Raw genomic sequence first — 17159 nt, forward strand, 5'->3', positions numbered from 1 at the left:
GTGCACCAGGATGTCCGGAAGACATCGCTACCGGTCGCTGTCGTGGCGGCTGCCAGTCGGGGTCGGCGTGTTCGCCGCACTCGGACTGGTGGCCCTCGTGTGGCTGACGGGCGCTATCCCGGGCGGTGGGCAGGTCTCGGCCGCCGACCGCCTCGCCCTCAGCGCCCCGCAGCCCGCTTCGAGCGCTTCGCTGTCCGGCGCCCCCACGCCGAGCAGCACGACGCCGAGCAGCCCGACCCAGACGACCCCCAGTACGACCCCGAGCACGTCGAGTCCCCGCATGTCGGTCGCGTCCCCGAAGCCGACGACGACGAAGCCGGTCGCGAAGGTCAAGCCGAACCCCCCGCCCGCGGCGAAGCAGACCTTGTCCGCCGGTAAGGCGTGTTCGTCCACTTTGGCCGGTGCGCAACCCAACGCGGCCCAAGTGGGCAACCACATCCTCACGAAGTTCAAGGTCGGCTCCGTCGGCGGCCGCGCCGGCCGGGCGGGTACGAGCGACCACCCAGCCGGTCTCGCGCTCGACTTCATGGTCGACACCGCGACCGGCAACGCGCTCGCCGCATACGTGCTGGCTCACCAGGGCGAGTTCGGCGTGACGTACGTGATCTGGCGCCAGCGCATCAACACCGGCAGCGGCTGGGACCCGATGGAGGACCGCGGCAGCCCCACCGCGAACCACTTCGACCACGTGCACGTGTCGTTCAAGGCCGGGGCCAAGGTGTCCGTCACCTGCTGAGCGGGTGAGCCGAACACCGGAAACGACAAGGGGTTTCCTGCCCGGCGTGGGCAGGAAACCCCTTGTCTCCCCACTGCGCGCCACGGGAAGGCGCGGCGGGGCACCGAGCCCCGTCGGGCTACGGGGTCGGCTTGCCCTGCTTCTCGATCTGCTGCTGGATCGACGGCCAGAACTGGTACATCTGCGTCGGGTACGGCAGGTTCGGGAAATACTTCTGGTACAGCTTGAGGAACGTGCCGTCGTTCGCGAGCGCACTGAGCTCGGTGTTGTAGGCGTCGAGGAACTTGGTCAGCTTCTTGTTGACCGCCTCGGCGCCCGGCTGGTCCTGCGGTGAGGTCAGCGCGACCTTGAGCTTGCCGGGGTGCTCGGTGAAGATCTGCCCGACGTGCGTCGAGCCGAGCACCATCGCGTCGAGGTTGCCCGCGAGCAGCTGGTTCACACCCGCGCCGTCGGTGGCCTCGGACACGAGCTGCGACGTGGTCATCTTCTTTTTCGCGAAGTCTTCCTGCGTGCTGTTCGCGCCGGCGCCCACGCGCTTGCCGGCCAGGTCCGGAATGGACTTCGCGGTCGAGCTCGCCGGGACCACGACCACGTTCTGGCCCCAGAAGATGGCCTTCGTGAAGGCCACGCTCTTCTTGCGTTCGTCGCTCGCCACCAGGCCCACCGACATCAGGTCGTACTGACCGCTGGTGAGACCGGGGAGTCCGGCTTGGACGGTGGTCGTCTTGTAGACGATCTTGAGGTGCATCCGGTCGGCGATGAGGTTGTTCAGGTCCACGAGCAGGCCGACCGGCTTGCCGCTGGCGTCGGGGGAGACGAACGGGTAGTCGCCCGCCGTGACCGCCGCCGTGATGGTGCCGGGCTGGGCGAGACCGAAGTCGTCGCCGGCCGCGGAGTCGCCGCCGCCGCAAGCGGTGACGGAGGCGGCGGTGAGTGCGGCGAGGCCGAGCGCACCGAGCGCGCGCCGCAGGGGAAGTCGGTTCATGGGTCTCCTTCGCCAGACCGAGAGGTGGGGAGAGAAAGCGGGGAGCGCTGACGATGGAGCGGAACTATAGGCTATAGAACTTCAGAACGTCAACGACCTGTAGTCACGGCTTCAGTACGGCGTCTCTGGGAAGATCAGTGCAGGTCGGAGGCGGTGCCGACGGCCGAGATCCGCTCGGCGAGTGCCGAGATCACGAGTCGGTACGCGTCTCCGGTGAGGTGCAGACCGTCCTCGTGGACCGGCGCTCCGGCGGCGACGAGCGGTGCCACCGCGGCGTCGGTGTCCACCGAGTTCGCGGCCGAGACGACCTCCCGCAGCACCTGCCGGTAGGTGTCGAGCACGGCGTTCGTACGCCCGCGCTTGCCGACGCCGTCGATCTCCTCGATCGAGGGCGGCAGGAACCCGATCAGCGTGGCCGGGGCGAAGGCGGCGGCGATCGTGCGCATGTTCTCGGCGTACGCATCGAGCTCCACGAGCCGGTCGGGCGCGCAGTCGTTGGCGCCGAAGGACAACACCACCACGTCGGGCTCGGTCTTGGCGATCGTGGCCGCGCGGCGCGCCCCGTCGTCGCTCTTCCAGCCGCCCGCGGCGCAGTTGAAGACGAGCACGTCGCCCGCCTCGGCCTCGAGCTGGTCGATGCGGGGCTTGGTGAACCGGCCCAGCATGCTGTCGCCGAACAGGACGATCGTCTTCACTCGTCGCCGCCTTTCACGCGGTTGACAATCTGGTACTTGTAGCTTAGAAAATACCAAAACTCGGAGGCGAGCCGGAAGAGGTGGAGCGGTGGCGCGTGACTGGACCCGCGCCGAGGTCGAGGAGCAGCTCCACGGCCGCAGCAACTGGGGCCGCTGGGGCGCCCACGACCAAGTCGGCGCCGTCAACCTGATCACCGCCGCCAAGCGGGCCGAAGCCGCGCAACTCGTGCGCACGGGCCGCTCGGTGTCGCTCAGCCGGCCGTTCCCGACCCGCCCGCACGTGGACAACCCGCGGCCGGCCTCGCACTACACGACCAAAACGCCCCGCGGCACCGGCGGGATCTCGGGCGACTACTACGGCATCGAGTACCACGGTGTCGCCTCCACCCACGTCGACGCGCTCTGTCACGTCTGGGACGAGCGCGGTTTGTGGCAGGGCCGCGACCCCGACGTCGAGCTCACCTCGCGCGGCAGCCGCTGGGGTTCGGTGGACCACTGGCGCGAGGGCATCGTCACTCGCGGGGTCCTGCTCGACGTGGCGGCCTTCCGCGGCGAGCCGTATGTGACTCTCGACCGCCCGGTGCACGGCGACGAGCTGGAGGAGATCGCCGAGGCGCAAGGCGTCTCCGTCGGCCCCGGCGACGCGGTGGTCGTCCACTGCGGACGCGACGCGTGGGACCGCGAGAACCCGCCTTGGGGCACCGAGGAGAGCCGGCCGGGCCTGCACGCCTCCTGCCTGACGTTCCTGCGCGACCACGACTGCGCCGCCCTGGCGTGGGACATGCTCGACCGGACCCCGAACGACGGGGGAGTGCCGTGGACCGTGCACGGCGCGATCTTCGCCTACGGGCTGGCCGTGGTGGACAACTGCGCGCTCGAACCACTGGCCGCCGCGTGTGCCGAGGAAGGTCGTCACGAGTTCCTCTTCGTAGTGGCGCCGCTCGTGGTCGAGGGCGGGACGGGTTCGCCGGCCAACCCGCTGGCGCTCCTGTGAGCGTGCTCAGGCCTCCAGCGCGGCGATCGCCCGGCGGCCGAGGCTGCCGAGCACATGCTTCTTCATGGTCCGCTCGGCCGTGCGGGCGTCACCCGAGATCACGGCTCGGGCGATCTCGATGTGCTCGCGCCGCACGCGTTCCTGGTCCTGCGGGGAGTCCGGTTTGGACTGCAGGCCGATCAGCCGGTAACGGTCGGCTTTGTCCCAGAGCCCGTCCAGCAGCGTCATCAGCAGCGGGTTGTGCGAGGCCGTGTAGACGCTGCGGTGGAACGCGCGGTGCACGAGCAGCGAGTCGAAGCCGGTGGACGTGCTCAGTGGCTCGAGGTCCTTGAGCGCCGACTCGATCGCCGCGATGTCGGCCTCGGTCCGGCGCGTGGCGGCGAGCTTGGTGGCCAGCGGGTCGAGGCGTTCGCGGACCTCGAAGAGGCTGCGGGCCTCCTCGGCGTTGAGCCGGCTCACCCGCGCGTCGCGGTGCGCGTCGATCGTCACGAGCCCTTCGGCGTCGAGCCGCCGCAGCGCCTCGCGCAGGGGAGTGGTGCTCACGCCGAGCTCGGCCGCGAGCTGCTCCTGGGAGATGGACTGGCCCTGGATCAGCTCGCCGGCCAAGATGCGCCGGCGCAGCTCCTCGTAGACGTACGCGTTCTTCGTGAGGGCTGGGCGGGGGTGGGTCATCGGCCTGACAATCTCTCTGGGCGGACAAAGGGGGACCGCAAGGATATCGGTCTCCCTCCCGCTCGGTGGGCAGGCTGTGGCCTGCGGCCTGCATCCTGTCGTGCCGGTTGAGGCGGCCTCGTGGTCCGCTCGCCCGGAGTTGTCGCATCACACAGTGTCAAACGGTGTCTTCAGGTCCTCGAATGAACCTATAGCCTATATCGTCTGCGTGCGTAGTGCACCGCTTGTGCCCGTCCCCGAACTCTGACCCGCCCCCGAACTCTGAGAGGCCCCGGCTGCCATGACCACCACCGAACCCGACTCGCAGGGAGCCCACTTCGTCGGCGCGACCCCGTTCTTCGCTTCCGGCCACGACCAGCGCCTGTCCTACGGGCTGTTCGTGCCGGAGGACCACACACCCGATGCCGCCCCGTTGCCGCTGGTCGTGGTGCAGCACGGCACGGGCCGCTCGGCCGAGCGCTACCGCAACCAGTGGGCGGACTTCGCGACCCGCAACGGGTGCGTGATCCTCACGCCGCTGTTCCCGGCCGGCATCGGCAAGCGGCGCGAGCTGCACAGCTTCAAGTTCCTGGAGTACGACGGGATTCGCTTCGACGAAGAGCTGCTGCACATCGTCGACGAGGTCGGCGAGGAGTTCAACACCGAGACCGAAACCTTCTTCCTGCACGGTTTCTCCGGCGGCGGGCAGTTCGCGCACCGGTTCTTCTACGCCCACCCCGACCGCCTCGCCGGCATCTCGATCGGCGCGCCGGGCCGCATCACGCAGCTCGATGACTCGCTGCCGTGGTGGCTCGGCACCGGGGGTTTCCGCGAGAAGTTCGGCATCGAGCTCGACCTCGCGGCCCTGCGCCGCGTGCCGGTGCAGATGGTGGTCGGCTCCGCGGACGTGGAGACGTGGGAGATCAACAACGCCGGCGGTCCGAACTGGATGGACGGCGTGGAGAAGACCGGCCGCACGCGCATCGAGCGCATCGAGACGCTGCGTGACAGCTTCGAGCGCAGCGGGCTCTCCGTGCGGTTCGATGTGGTGCCCGGGGTGGCCCACCAGGGCAGCTTGGTGATCCCCGTGGTCCAGGACTTCTTCGCCGGCCTGCTCGCGAGCCGTGTGAAGTGAGCACTTCAGTCGTTGACTATCTTGTCGAATCTGCTACCGTGAGCGCCACGTCACAGTTATAGTCTATAAGACGAACTGCCGGCCGGTACCGTCGCCGACCCCGCTGAGCCCGGGTCCGCGCGCACTCCAGCGGTCCGCGGCCGAACCGAGGTAAGGACACCTGGTCCCATGGGCGATTTCCTGCATTCCTTTTTCGATATCCACCAGATCCTCGCCGTGCTGCCCTCGCTGCTCGGGGAGGGCCTGCGCAACACGCTGATCATCGCGTCGCTCGCGCTGGTCCTCGGGCTGGTGGTGGGCCTGCTGCTGGCGATGCTGCTCATCTCCACGCGCTGGTGGCTGCGAATGCCGGCCCGCGTCTACGTCGACGTGTTCCGCGGCCTGCCCGCCATCGTCACGGTGAGCCTCATCGGCATCGGGCTGCCGTCGGCGGGCGTGCGCTTGTTCGGCCAGTCGCCGATGGGCTACGCGATCCTCGCGGTGGGCCTGATCAACGCGGCCTACATCGCGGAGATCTTCCGCTCGGGCATCCAGAGCGTGCCGCCCGGCCAGGCCGAGGCCGGCCGCAGCCTCGGGATGAGCCACCTGAGCACGCAGCTGCTCGTCGTGGTGCCCCAGGGCATCCGCAACGTGCTGCCGGCGCTGGCGAACCAGTTCATCGTGGCCGTGAAGGAGAGTTCGCTGGTGTACCTGCTCGGCCTGGCCGTCGGTGAGCGCGAGCTGTACTTCATCGCGCAGCAGGCGCAGTCCATTTCGTACAACTCGTCGTCGTTCGTGGCCGCGGGCCTGGTCTACATCGTGTTCACGGTGCCGCTGACGCACCTGGTGAACTGGTTCGACAAGCGGCTCCGCGAAGGCCGCCGTCCGGCGAGCGGCGGTGGCGGCGGCCCGGCCGCGACGCCGCAGCCGCTGGTCCCCGTCGGTGCCACCGGATTCGAAGCGGGAGCGTGAACGTGAACCAGGTAACGACTTCTCCGCAGGCGCAGGACGAGGCGAAGGCCGACGTCCCCGCGATCGAGCTGGTCGACATCTGCAAATCCTTCGGCCTCGTCGAGGTGCTCAAGGGCGTGTCGGCGACGGTCGCGCGCGGCGAGACCGTGTGCCTCATCGGCGCCTCGGGGTCGGGCAAGTCGACGCTGCTGCGGTGCGTGAACCTGCTGTCCCCGCCGACGTCGGGCACGATCCGGTTGCACGGGCAGACGATCACCGACCCGAAGGTGGACCTCAACGCCGTGCGCTCGCGCACCGGCATGGTGTTCCAGCACTTCAACCTGTTCCAGCACAAGAGCGCGGTGGACAACATCGCGCTCGCGCTGCGGCGCGTGCGCAAGATGTCGCGCGAGGAAGCGCGGGAACGCGCGATGCAGCAGCTGGACAAGGTCGGCTTGCGGGCGCTGGCGTCCGCACGGCCCTCGCACCTGTCCGGCGGGCAGCAGCAGCGCGTGGCCATCGCGCGCTCGCTCGCGATGGAGCCCGACATCATGCTGTTCGACGAGGCGACCTCGGCGCTCGACCCCGAGCTGGTGAAGGGCGTGCTCGACGTGATGCGCGACCTCGCGACGTCGTCCGGGATGACGATGATGGTGGTGACGCACGAGATGAACTTCGCCCGCGAGGTCGCCGACCGCGTGCTGTTCGTGGACAGCGGCGTGATCGCGGAGGAGGGGCCGGCCCGGCAGCTGCTGACCGACCCGCAGACGCCGCGGCTGAAGTCGTTCCTTTCGCAGGTCCTGTAATCCGGTAAGAAGTTCCGCACGAGAACGGTGAGCATGAGCAACGCCTTCCACGACCCGGCGCTGGACCCGGGCCCGGTCCACACCCTGCTGCAGACGATGGCCGAGCGCGGGATGCGTGTGCACTCCCTGCTCGTGCACCGCCACGGGCGGACCGTGCTGGACCTGTGGCAGTGGCCGCACGAACCGGGCCTGCGGCACAAGGTGCACTCGGCCACGAAGAGCTTCACGTCCGCGGCCGTCGGTTTCGCCGAGGCCGAGGGCCTGCTCTCCCTCGACGACCCCGTCGTCGGCTTCTTCGCCGACCGGCTGGGCGGCGAGCCGAGCGAGAACCTCGGCCGGATGCGCGTGCGCGACCTGCTGACGATGTGCACGGGTCACGCGCGCGGGCTGTCGGGCGCCACCACGCGGCTGCGGCGCACGGGCTGGGTCGACGAGTTCCTCGAGGAGCCCGTGGTCGAGCTGCCGGGGCGCAACTTCACCTACAGCAGCACCACGAGCCACGTGCTGTCGGCGATCGTGCAGCAAGTCTCAGGTCAGCCGGTCGACGAGTACCTGCGGCCACGGCTGTTCGACCCGCTGGGGATCACGGACTACACGTGGGAACGGGACCCCGAGGGCGTTTCCAGCGGCGGCAACGGGCTTTCGCTGCGCCCGCGCGATCTGCTGAACTTCGGCGTGCTGCACCTGCAGGACGGCGTGTGGGACGGTTCCCGCGTGCTGCCGGCCGGCTGGGTGCAGAAGGCTTCGGCGCTGCACGTGCGCCGCGCGATCAGCGGGGAGTGGAACGGCAAGGAGCTCGTGCCGCCCGCGCCCGACGTCGTCGCCGACGAGGGGTACGGCTACCAGTTCTGGACGACCGAAGCCGGGATCTACAGCGCTTCGGGCATTTTCGGCCAGGAATGCATGGTCTTCCCCCGCCACGACGGCGTGGTCGTGATCACCGGCGCCATGGGCGACGGCAGCTACCACGACCTGCCGGGGATGTTGCGGTCCGCGTTCACCACGGCGTTCGAGAGCCCGGCTCGGGAACAGTCCGAAGTAGACGATCTGGCCGCGTGGGTGGACCGCGTGCAGGAGCCCGAAACCGTCGGCGCCGCGGTCCAGAGGGCCGGGTTCACGGCGACGTACGACTTCGAGCCCAACGAGCAGGGTCTCGTGTCGCTGGCGGTCGAGGTCCGCGACGGCTCGGTGCACGTCGTCGTCGAGGACGAGCTGGGCCGGCACCCGATCGACCACGGCGTGGGCACCTGGACGCGCCAGGACACCGGCGTCAGCGTGTGGCGCCTGCACCACTCCTACCAGGACCCGACGGCTGCCGTCCTCGCCGCCGGGCAGTGGTGGTCGGCCGACGAGCTGCACCTGACGTGGCACTTCCTGGAGTCACCGTTCGTCGACCGGCTCGACCTGGCCTTCGACGACACCGGCGTCACGGTCGGCCACGCCACGAACGTCAACTCCGGGCCGACGACGCTGCCGCCGGCGCGCGGCGAGCTTCGCAAGTAATCCCTCGGCCCCCGGCCGTGAGGTCTGCCGCACCGACGGCGGACCTCACGGCCGGTTTCAGTTGTCAGGCCCGGAGTTCCGCCAGCGCACGCCGCAGCCGCTCCAGGAACTGGCTCACGTGCGTGTCCTCCCACACCAGCGGCGGCCGCACCTTCAGCACGTCACCGCGCGGGCCGGTGGACCCGGCGAGCACGCCCTGCCCGACCAGCTCCGAGAGGAGCGCGCGCGTGACTTCGCGAGACGTCGAGGCACCCGAGCCGAGCACGTCGACACCCGCGAGCAGCCCGGTGCCGCGGACCTCGCCCAGCAGCGGTTCCTCCGCGGCCAGCGCTCGCAGACCCTCCCGCAGGAACGTGCCCGTCGCGGCGGCGCGCGCGGGCAGGTCGGTGAGGCCGAGGACGTCGAGCACCGCGTGGCCGGCCGCGGCCGCCGCCGGAGTGGCGGCGAAGGTGGAGAAGTACTCGTAGCTGCCGGCGAGCGCGTCGGCGATCTCGCGCCGCGTCACGACGGCGCCGATCGGGTAGCCCGCGCCCATCGGCTTGCCCAGCGTCACGAGGTCGGGTGTCACGCCGGCGAGCAGGAAGCGCCACAGCTGCGGGCCGCTGCGGCCGTAGCCCGACTGGACCTCGTCGGCGAGGTACAGCGCGCCCGCCGTGTGGGCGCCCGAGACCAGGCCGGCCACGAACTCGCCGGGCACGTCGAGGATGCCTTCGGAGGTGAACTGCGAGTCCGCGAGCACGAGGGCCGGACGCTCACCGGCGGCGCGCAGGGTCTCGTCCGCCCGGTGGATCCGTTCGGCCGCAACGGTTTCCGTCAGCTCGGGAGCCGGGCCGCGCGGTGCTTCGAACGTCGCGACGTGGGCGGGCCGGTAGCCCGCAGGCCACTCGTTCGAGCTCAGGTCCGCCATCCACTTCGACGCCCCGTGGTAGGCGTGCTCCGCGATTACGGCCGCGCCCGCGCCGGTGTACTCCGTGGCCAGGCGCCACGCCAGCTCGTTGGCCTCGGTGCCGGACGTGGTGAACAGGACTGTGTCGAGCGGTGCCGGCATGGTCGCGAGGATGCGCTCGGAGAGCTCGACGATCCCCGCGTGCAGGTAGCGCGAATGCGTGTTGAGCTGCGCCAGCTGCAGGTTCACCGCCTGCGTCACGGCGGGGTGCGTGTGGCCGATGACCGCGACGTTGTTGTACGCGTCGAGGTACCGCGCGCCGTCGCGGGCGTAGAGCCACGGCCCTTCGCCGCGCACGATTTCCAGCGGCCGCCGGTAGAACAGCGGGGAGAGCTTGCCGCCCATGGCCTGCGCGCGGCGCGCCGGAAGGCTGTCCGGCGAGATCGCCGCCGTGAGGTCCCGCGTGCCCGCCAGCCGCGCCAGCCGGTCGGCGAGCTCCCGCACGGACAACGCCGACAGCAGCTCCAGCGCCTGCTCGCTGTTGGTGTCGTACTGCGTGATGTAGCGGTGGTTGTCCGCGTGCGGCCCGCGCCGGGTCGCCGAGACCGCGAGTGTCGTGAGCAGGCGCGCGATCACCAGCTCGCCCAGCACCGCCACCTCCGCCGGCGACAGCGAGCGGTGCCGCTGGTAGCCGCGCAGCACCGCGTCGGTGAGGCGCCACAGGCGATCCGCGTCGCCGCCGCTGAAGCGCAGCACGGAGGTCAGCGTCACGGCGAGGTCGGCGACGGCGGCCGTGTGGTGCATGTCGCCGAAGTCGATCACGCCGGTCACGCTCGCACGCGAGGCCAGCACGTTGGTGAGGGTCACGTCGGCGTGCTGCACACCCGACGGGAGCGTGGCGGTGGCCGCCAGCGCGGGGGCGACGCGCTGGGCGAGCTCGCCCAGCCGCCCGGTCGCGATCCCGGCCGCCGTCAGGACTTCCGGCATCCGCCGGATGTCCCACATCAGCGTCCGCCCGGCCGAGGGGTGGAAGAACCCTTGCAGCGCCACGGAAACGCGCGCGGCCACCGCGCCGACCTGCGCGGCGAGGTCGGGATCCAGCGGTCCGCCTTCGAGCGGTGACCCGGGCAGCAGCGTGATCAGCCGCGCGAGGCATTCGCGTCCGGCGTCGTCAAGCGGGCGCGCGACGGGTTCGCCCGCCGTGGTCGCGACCGTCTCCGGCACCGGGAGCTCCGGGTCGGCTGCGTGCACGTGCTCCAGCGCGCGGGTCTCCATGTCCACGACGTCAGCCTGTTCGGCGGGGTTGGAGATCTTGAGCACGAACCGGCCGTCGACGAGCACGTTGAGATCGCGTTCGCTGTCGAGCGGCTTGAGTACCGGGTCGGTGAGCGCCCAGTGCTCGCCGAGCACGGCGTGCAGGCCCTCGGTGGAGAACTTCGGAGCCGGCTCGGCGAAGATGCCGGTGGCGGTGGTCATGCTGGGGAGCTTCCTTTCGGCGGAGACCCGCGCCTCAAGACGGCGCGGGCGGGTCGTCGGTCAGCGGGTCGGGCGCGAGCACCTCGAGGTCCACGCGCGGGAACAGGTACCGGCCGGGCAGCCCGGCCTCGATCGTGAACGGCCGGTCGTGGCCGGGGTACACCACGTCGGCCCGGCTCCGCACGAGCTCGATCGACGCGGCGGCCGCTTCCTCGCTCGCCGCTGTGGTGGCGCGGCCGGCACGCAGGGCGCGGGAGGAGGGGACGGCGTCGCCGGTGAGCAGCGCCGTGCCGTCGGCGGTCTCGACGGTGAGGCCGAGCGAACCCGCGGTGTGGCCGGGCAGCCCGGTGATCGTGACGCCGGGCGCCAGCTCGAGCCCGTCGATGCTGCCTTCGTGCAGTGCCAGTCCGGTGAAGATCGCGTCCGTCCACGGAGGAGCCACCGGGTCGCCGGGCGCGCGCCCGCGTTCGGCCGGGTGCAGGAACACCTCGGCGTGGCCGAAGAGGTCGGCGTTCTGCACGTGGTCGTAGTGGGCGTGGGAGAGCACCAGCGTGTCGACGTCGCGCACGCCGAGCCCGTGGCGGGCCAGCGCCCGGTGCAGCGCGCGGCGGCGGCCCGCGTGACCGCAGTCGAACAGGATGCGGCGCCGCGGCGACTGCACGAGGTAGACGCCGCAGAACCCGATGCTGCCCTGGTCGGACGAGAGGCCGTAGCCGAGCAGCAGCGGTTCGACGACGGGCGCGGGATCAGTCAAGCTCACCTCGCAGGATCAGGCGGTGGACGTACGGCAGCACCCCGCCGTTCGCGTAGTAGGTGGCTTCGCGCGGGGTGTCGAGCCGGGCGCGCACGGAGAACTCGAACGCCGGTCGGCCCGCCGGGCGCACGCGCACCGTCAGCGGCCGCGCCGGATCCTCGACGACGTCGGCGATCCCGGTGAGGTCGAACTCCTCCGTGCCGTCGAGCCCGAGCGAGGCCGCGCTGTCGCCGTCGAGGAACTGCAGCGGCAGCACGCCGAGCGCCACGAGGTTGGACCGGTGGATCCGCTCGAACGACTGCGCCAGCACGGCTTTCACCTTCAGCAGCGCGGTCGTCTTCGCCGCCCAGTCGCGCGACGAACCCGTGCCGTACTCCTGGCCGGCGATCACGATCAACGGCACGCCGGCCGCGGCGTAGGACTGGGAAGCCTCGTGGATGGGCACCAGCGCGCCGTCGCGCGTGAAGTCGGGGGTGACGCCGCCGCCGGCGTCCGGGGCGAGCAGGTTGGCCAGCCGCGGGTTGGCGAACCCGCCGCGCACCATCACCTCGAAGTTGCCGCGGCGTGAGGCGTAGGTGTTGAGGTCGGTCTCGCCCAGCGCCGTGAGGTAACGCCCGGCGCTGCTCGCCGCGGGGATGCGGCCGGCGGGGCTGATGTGGTCGGTGGTCACGGAGTCGCCCAGCAGCAACAGCGTGCGCGCGCCGGTCACGTCGGTTGGCGCGGCGACGGTTTCGGTGACCTCGTCGAGGAACGGCGGGCGGCGCAGGTACGTCGAGTCCGGCTCCCACGCGAAGTGGTGGCCGTCGGACTCGGGCACGCCGGCCCAGTGCTCGTCGCCGCCGAACACGTCGGCGTAGGCCTCGCGGAACAGCTCGGGCGTGAGGTGCGCGCGCACGACCTCGTCGATCTCGGCGTCGTCCGGCCACAGGTCCGCGAGCAGCACGGGCTGGCCGTCGGCGTCGACCCCCAGCGGCTCGCTGGTCAGGTCGTGCTTGACCGAACCGGCCAGCGCGTAGGCGACGACGAGCGGGGGAGAGGCGAGGTAGTTGAGGGAGACGTCGTTGTTGATGCGGCCGTCGAAGTTCCGGTTGCCCGACAGCACCGACGCCACCACGGCGCCGCGCTCGGCCACCGCTTCGGCGGCGCTGGGCAGCAACGGGCCGGAGTTGCCGATGCACGTCATGCAGCCGTAGCCCACGAGCTGGAAGCCCAGCTCGTCGAGCGGCCCGGTCAGCCCGGCGCGCGCCAGGTACTCGGTGACGGTCTTCGAACCCGGCGCGAGGCTCGTCTTCACCCACGGCTTCGCGGTGAGGCCCCGCGCGCGGGCGTTGCGCGCGAGCAGACCCGCGGCGACCATCACATGCGGGTTGGAGGTGTTGGTACACGAGGTGATCGCTGCAATGGCTATCGCACCGTCAGCCGCGGCTCCGCCGGGCCCTACGGTGCTATCGCCATCGCTGTGTTTTTTGGCCCCGGCTCCGCCGGGGCGTGCGAGATCGCCTTTGAGCCGGCTTCCGGATTGGGCAGTCGGATCGGCCGGGGGCCGATCGGACCGCCCCATCCGGAAGCCGGCGCGATCTCGCTGGTGGGTCGCGTCGACGGAGTCGGGTTCTTGATGGTGGGGTGGCTCGGGGGACGGTGCTTCACCGCGCGAGGAGCGCACGTGCTCGATTGCGGCCGTGGCGTTGGCCGGCACGGCGGCGAGCGGCACGCGGTCCTGGGGCCGGCGGGGGCCGGCGAGGGAAGCCGTCACAGTGGAGAGGTCGATCCGCAGGCGCTCGTCGTAACGCAAGTCCGCCGAAGGATCGTGCCAGAGGAGCTGTTCCTTCGCGTACTTCTCCACGGAGGCGACGTGGTCCGGCGTGCGGCCGGTGAGGCGCAGGTAGCCGGTCGTCGCGGCGTCGATGGGGAACATCGCCGCGGTGGCGCCGAACTCGGGGCACATGTTGGAGATCGTCGCGCGGTGCGCGAGCGGGATGCGCGCCACGGCGTCGCCGGTGAACTCCACGAACTTCCCGACCACGCCGTGCGCGCGCAGGGTTTCCACGACCGTGAGGACGAGGTCGGTCGCGGTGACGCCGGGGCCGAGCTCACCCGTGAGCTCCACGCCGACCACGGGCGGCACCAGCATGCTCAACGGCTGGCCCAGCAGCGCCACTTCCGCCTCGACGCCACCGACACCCCACGCCAGCACACCCAGCGCGTTGACCATCGTCGTGTGCGAGTCGGTGCCGGCGCAGGTGTCCGGAAACGCCCAGCCGTCGCGGCGTTCCACCACGCTCGCGAGGTACTCGAGGTTGATCTGGTGCATGATCCCGGTGCCGGGCGGCACCACGTGCACGCCGTCGAGCGTCTCGCCCCACTTGAGGAAGCGGTAGCGCTCGGCGTTGCGGGTGTACTCGATCTCGACGTTGCGGCGCAGGGCGTCGGCCCGGCCGGAGACCTCCGTGGCCACGGAGTGGTCCACGGTCAGGTGGCTCGGGATCCGCGGGCGCACGCTGCGGGGATCGCCCCCGGCCGCGGCGACGGCGTCGCGCAGCGCGGCCAGGTCCGTGAGCACGGGCACGCCGTTGGTGTCGTGCAGGAACACCCGCGACGGGGAGAAGGCGACGACGTCGTGGGCCGCGTCGGACCCGCCGTGCACCAGAGCCGTGATGTGCTCGGCCGTGACGGTGTGGCCGTCTTCGTGGCGCAGCAGGTTCTCCAGCAGGATCTTGTGGCTCAGGGGCAGCCGCTCGGAGTCGGGGACGGCGTCGAGGCGGTGCACCCGATAGCGCTCGCCACCGAGGTCGAGGCGGGCGAGGCTGCCGAAGCTGTCGGGTCCTGAGGTGGCTGCGGTGTTCGGCGCCGGGGTGTTCGGCGCGGCGGTATTCGGCGCTGTGCTCAAGGCACTCCTTCCATACAGCTTATAGGCTATAATAAGCTCGGAAGTGAGACCAGTGGCCCTGGCGGAGCGTCCAGGGCCCCATCCGGAGAACCCCCGAGGAGCCCAGCGTGCCCACCCTCTTCGACCGCATTCTCGACGCGCACCAGGGCATCCGCCCGCAGGTGCCGGTGAGCACGCTCGAACGCAGCCGGCTGCTGTCGGACGAGCTCGAGTGCGATGTGTGGCTCAAGACCGAGCACCTCATGCCCACCGGTTCGTTCAAGGTGCGCGGGTCGGCCAACAAGATCCGCGTGCTCGGCGAGAGCGCGAAGCGGACCGGTGTGATCACCGCGTCGACCGGCAACCACGGCCAGGGCGTGGCCCGCGCCGGCAACCTCGCCGGGGTCGGGGTCACCGTGTATGTCGCCTCCTACACCACGCCGGCCAAGATCGCCGCGATCCGGGCGATGGGGGCCGAGCTCGTGGTGGTCGAGGGCGGTGCGCTCGACGCCGAGCAGGAGGCGCGCCGGCAGGCGGAGCGCCTCGGCAAGCCGTACGTGGCGCCCTACAACGACCTCGACACCGTCGCGGGCCAGGGCACGCTCGGCGTCGAGCTGGCCGAGCAGGCGCCCGACCTCGACGCCGTGTTCATCTGCACCGGGGGCGGTGGCCTGATCGGCGGCACGGGCACGGCGCTGAAGCAGCTGAGCCCGCGGACGAAGGTCGTCGGCGTGTGGCCCGAGGCCTCCACCTGCATGCTCGACTCGCTGAAGGCCGGCGAGATCATCGAGACGCCGGAGTTCCCCACGCTGTCCGACGGCTCGGCCGGCGCGGTGGAGCCTGGCTCCGTCACGTTCGGAATCTGCCAGGAAGTGATCGACGAGACGGTCACGGTCACCGAGCCGGAGATCGCCCGTGCCATGCGGAAGATCGCCGAGGGGGAGCGCTGGATCGTCGAAGGCGCCGCCGGTGTCGCGGTCGCGGGTCTGATCCGCACGGCCGAGCAGTACCGGGGCAAAAAGGTCGCGGTCGTCCTTTGTGGACGGAATGTGGCGCTCGAGACGTTCCTGGGCGCGATGGCTCTCGCGCAGGAGTGAGCCGGGTGGGGTGGCGGGCCGACGGCTCGCCACCCGGGCCCTTCAACCGGGCCGCAGGCGCCCGGTCACTCCGGGACCACGGCGGCGGAGCCGTCGGAACGCGGGTCGCTGCCGGCGGTGAGGGTGCCGTCCGGCGCGAGCGAGACGACGTTGGTGTGGCCCAGGAACTCCGTGCGCGCAGGGACTTCCCGCAGCGGGAAGCCGTCGGCGGCGAGGTCCGCCACGGTCTCGGCCGCGAGGTCGGCTTCGTGGTGCACCGTGTCGGAGGCCTGGCCCTCGGCCCGCGCGCCGACGACCCAGCGCGGCGCACTCACGGCTTCGGCCGGCGAGTCGCCGGCCAGCAGCCGCAGCAGCACCTGCGCGTGGATCTGCGGCTGGCCGTGCCCGCCCATCGTCGAGTTCACCCAGCGGACGCGCCCGTCCTCGCGCGTGACGAGCACGGGCATCAGCGTGTGCTTGGGCCGTTTGCCGGGCGCGATCACGTTGGGGGAGCGGGGATCCAGCGAGAAGCTCGTGCCGCGGTTCTGCAGGATGATGCCGGTCTCCGGTTCCAGCACGGCGGCGCCGAAGCTGTCGAACACGCTCTGGATGATCGACACGGCGTAACCCGCGGAGTCGGCCGCCGCCACGCCCACGGTGTCGCCGCGCGGGATCGAGGGAGCCGCCACCGCGTCGGCCGGGCGCGGGTCTCGCAGTCCCGCGATCAGCTCGGCGAACCCGTCGTTCTCCACGTCCGTGGCGGCGAAGGCGGGGTCGGCCAGCAGGGTGTCGCGCACGCGCGTGCCGTCGTGGAACAGGCGGCCCAGCACGGCGGCCGGGGCCGTCCACGGAGTGGCGGCGAAGCCCAGCTCGGCCAGCGCCCGCACGGTCCGCAGCAGCGCGAAGCCCTGCGTGTTGGGCGGGCTGGTGTGCACGCGGAAACCGCTCAGCGGTGCGGAAATCGCGGCCGTGTCCCTGGCCACGTACCCGGCGAGGTCGGCTGTCGTGAGTGGACAGCCGAGGGCCCGCAGGCCACGGGCCAGGGCCGCGCCCACCGCGCCTTCGTAGAACTCGCCGGGTCCGCCGGACGCGATCGCGCGCAGCGAATCCGCGAGACGTGGCTGCACGAGCAGGTCGCCTTCGCGAAGGGACGCACCGAACACCGCGCGCGAGCCGGCGTCGGCGTCGAGGAGCGCCCGGTCCGTCACGAGCGCGGCGGCGAGCGAGCGCGCCACGGGGACGCCTTCGGCCGCGTACCCGATCGCGGCGGCGAACTGGGCGGACCAGTCCAGCGCGGCACCGTGACCGCGCAGGGCCTCCCAGCCGCGTACCGCGCCGGGCACGGTGATGGTGTCGGGCCCGCGTTCCGGCAGCCGCTCACCGTGGCGGGCGCGCAGTGCGGCGAGGTCGCGGGCGGCCGGCGCTGTGCCGGTGGCGTTCACACAGGTGATCGAGCCGTCGGGGGTGCGCACGAGGGCCACGAGGTCACCGCCGAGAGCGGTGTTGTGCGGATAGACGACGGTGAGTGCAGTCGCGGCCGCGAGCGCCGCGTCGATGGCGTTGCCGCCCGCGCGGAAGGCCTGCTCCCCGGCGCGGGTGGCGAGGGCGTGCGGCGAGGCGATGGCGCCGGTGATCGGGGACAAAGCAGCTCCTTCTTCGCGGCGGG

The 17159-nt window shown here is 71.4% G+C and carries 14 protein-coding genes; 7 read left to right on the forward strand and 7 right to left on the reverse strand.

Going from position 1 to position 17159, the window contains the following annotated elements; translation table 11 throughout:
* The first annotated feature begins 10 nt into the window (after window positions 1–10).
* On the forward strand, window positions 11–736 hold the full coding sequence (locus tag K1T34_RS36500) for a hypothetical protein (RefSeq protein ID WP_220239273.1): 726 nt from the start codon (window positions 11–13) through the stop codon (window positions 734–736).
* 118 nt (window positions 737–854) lie between these two features.
* Here K1T34_RS36500 and K1T34_RS36505 read toward each other — a convergent pair whose 3' ends face one another.
* Together K1T34_RS36505 and K1T34_RS36510 are read right to left on the reverse strand one after the other, a co-directional pair.
* Complete coding sequence (locus tag K1T34_RS36505) at window positions 855–1721, reverse strand: ABC transporter substrate-binding protein (RefSeq protein WP_220239274.1); 867 nt, start codon at window positions 1719–1721, stop codon at window positions 855–857.
* A 134-nt stretch (window positions 1722–1855) separates the two neighbouring features.
* Entirely contained in the window at window positions 1856–2416 is a 561-nt protein-coding gene (locus tag K1T34_RS36510; RefSeq protein ID WP_220239275.1) for a GDSL-type esterase/lipase family protein, read from the reverse strand.
* An 88-nt stretch (window positions 2417–2504) separates the two neighbouring features.
* Here K1T34_RS36510 and K1T34_RS36515 point away from each other — a divergent pair, with 88 nt between their 5' ends.
* Complete coding sequence (locus tag K1T34_RS36515; protein ID WP_220239276.1) at window positions 2505–3410, forward strand: cyclase family protein; 906 nt, start codon at window positions 2505–2507, stop codon at window positions 3408–3410.
* A gap of 6 nt (window positions 3411–3416) precedes the next feature.
* On the opposite strand, the gene K1T34_RS36520 is transcribed toward K1T34_RS36515, so the two are convergent.
* A complete protein-coding gene (locus K1T34_RS36520) occupies window positions 3417–4082 on the reverse strand; it encodes a GntR family transcriptional regulator (protein WP_220239277.1) in 666 nt (221 codons plus the stop codon).
* A 280-nt stretch (window positions 4083–4362) separates the two neighbouring features.
* Between K1T34_RS36520 and K1T34_RS36525 the strand changes: the two genes are divergently transcribed.
* From K1T34_RS36525 to K1T34_RS36540, 4 genes are all read left to right on the forward strand, one after another.
* The gene (locus tag K1T34_RS36525) at window positions 4363–5196 is read left to right on the forward strand and encodes an alpha/beta hydrolase (RefSeq protein ID WP_220239278.1); all 834 of its coding nucleotides are present in this window, start codon (window positions 4363–4365) and stop codon (window positions 5194–5196) included.
* Between the two features lie 168 nt (window positions 5197–5364).
* The gene (locus K1T34_RS36530; RefSeq protein ID WP_220239279.1) at window positions 5365–6147 is read left to right on the forward strand and encodes an amino acid ABC transporter permease; all 783 of its coding nucleotides are present in this window, start codon (window positions 5365–5367) and stop codon (window positions 6145–6147) included.
* Window positions 6148–6149: 2 nt separating this feature from the next.
* Entirely contained in the window at window positions 6150–6932 is a 783-nt protein-coding gene (locus K1T34_RS36535; protein ID WP_304504295.1) for an amino acid ABC transporter ATP-binding protein, read from the forward strand.
* 33 nt (window positions 6933–6965) lie between these two features.
* Entirely contained in the window at window positions 6966–8435 is a 1470-nt protein-coding gene (locus K1T34_RS36540) for a serine hydrolase (RefSeq protein WP_220239280.1), read from the forward strand.
* 64 nt (window positions 8436–8499) lie between these two features.
* Here K1T34_RS36540 and K1T34_RS36545 read toward each other — a convergent pair whose 3' ends face one another.
* Genes K1T34_RS36545 through K1T34_RS36555 form a run of 3 tightly spaced genes read right to left on the reverse strand, consistent with a single transcriptional unit; the run spans window position 8500 to window position 14438 of the window.
* The gene (locus K1T34_RS36545; RefSeq protein WP_220239281.1) at window positions 8500–10797 is read right to left on the reverse strand and encodes an aminotransferase class III-fold pyridoxal phosphate-dependent enzyme; all 2298 of its coding nucleotides are present in this window, start codon (window positions 10795–10797) and stop codon (window positions 8500–8502) included.
* Window positions 10798–10831: 34 nt separating this feature from the next.
* On the reverse strand, window positions 10832–11551 hold the full coding sequence (locus K1T34_RS36550; protein WP_220239282.1) for an MBL fold metallo-hydrolase: 720 nt from the start codon (window positions 11549–11551) through the stop codon (window positions 10832–10834).
* Window positions 11544–14438 carry an aconitate hydratase gene (locus K1T34_RS36555; RefSeq protein WP_220239283.1) on the reverse strand — a complete coding sequence of 965 codons (2895 nt, stop codon included), beginning with the start codon at window positions 14436–14438 and terminating at the stop codon, window positions 11544–11546. The genes K1T34_RS36550 and K1T34_RS36555 overlap by 8 nt, the downstream gene beginning before the upstream one ends.
* 107 nt (window positions 14439–14545) lie before the next feature.
* On the opposite strand from K1T34_RS36555, the gene K1T34_RS36560 reads away from it, so the two are divergent.
* Window positions 14546–15514 carry a threonine/serine dehydratase gene (locus K1T34_RS36560; protein WP_220239284.1) on the forward strand — a complete coding sequence of 323 codons (969 nt, stop codon included), beginning with the start codon at window positions 14546–14548 and terminating at the stop codon, window positions 15512–15514.
* 65 nt (window positions 15515–15579) lie between these two features.
* Here the strand turns inward: K1T34_RS36560 and K1T34_RS36565 are convergent, their stop codons facing one another.
* Window positions 15580–17136, reverse strand: coding sequence for a gamma-glutamyltransferase family protein (locus K1T34_RS36565; RefSeq protein WP_220239285.1), 1557 nt, complete (start codon window positions 17134–17136; stop codon window positions 15580–15582).
* Window positions 17137–17159 lie beyond the last annotated feature (23 nt).

Source organism: Amycolatopsis sp. DSM 110486, assembly GCF_019468465.1.
Lineage (GTDB): Bacteria > Actinomycetota > Actinomycetes > Mycobacteriales > Pseudonocardiaceae > Amycolatopsis.

Coding starts and splice junctions, on each gene's coding strand:
- K1T34_RS36500 (WP_220239273.1), top strand. CDS start 11: ATGTCCGGAAGACATCGCTACCGGTCGCTGTCGTGGCGGCTGCCAGTC.
- K1T34_RS36505 (WP_220239274.1), bottom strand. CDS start 1,721: ATGAACCGACTTCCCCTGCGGCGCGCGCTCGGTGCGCTCGGCCTCGCC.
- K1T34_RS36520 (WP_220239277.1), bottom strand. CDS start 4,082: ATGACCCACCCCCGCCCAGCCCTCACGAAGAACGCGTACGTCTACGAG.
- K1T34_RS36525 (WP_220239278.1), top strand. CDS start 4,363: ATGACCACCACCGAACCCGACTCGCAGGGAGCCCACTTCGTCGGCGCG.
- K1T34_RS36530 (WP_220239279.1), top strand. CDS start 5,365: ATGGGCGATTTCCTGCATTCCTTTTTCGATATCCACCAGATCCTCGCC.
- K1T34_RS36540 (WP_220239280.1), top strand. CDS start 6,966: ATGAGCAACGCCTTCCACGACCCGGCGCTGGACCCGGGCCCGGTCCAC.
- K1T34_RS36545 (WP_220239281.1), bottom strand. CDS start 10,797: ATGACCACCGCCACCGGCATCTTCGCCGAGCCGGCTCCGAAGTTCTCC.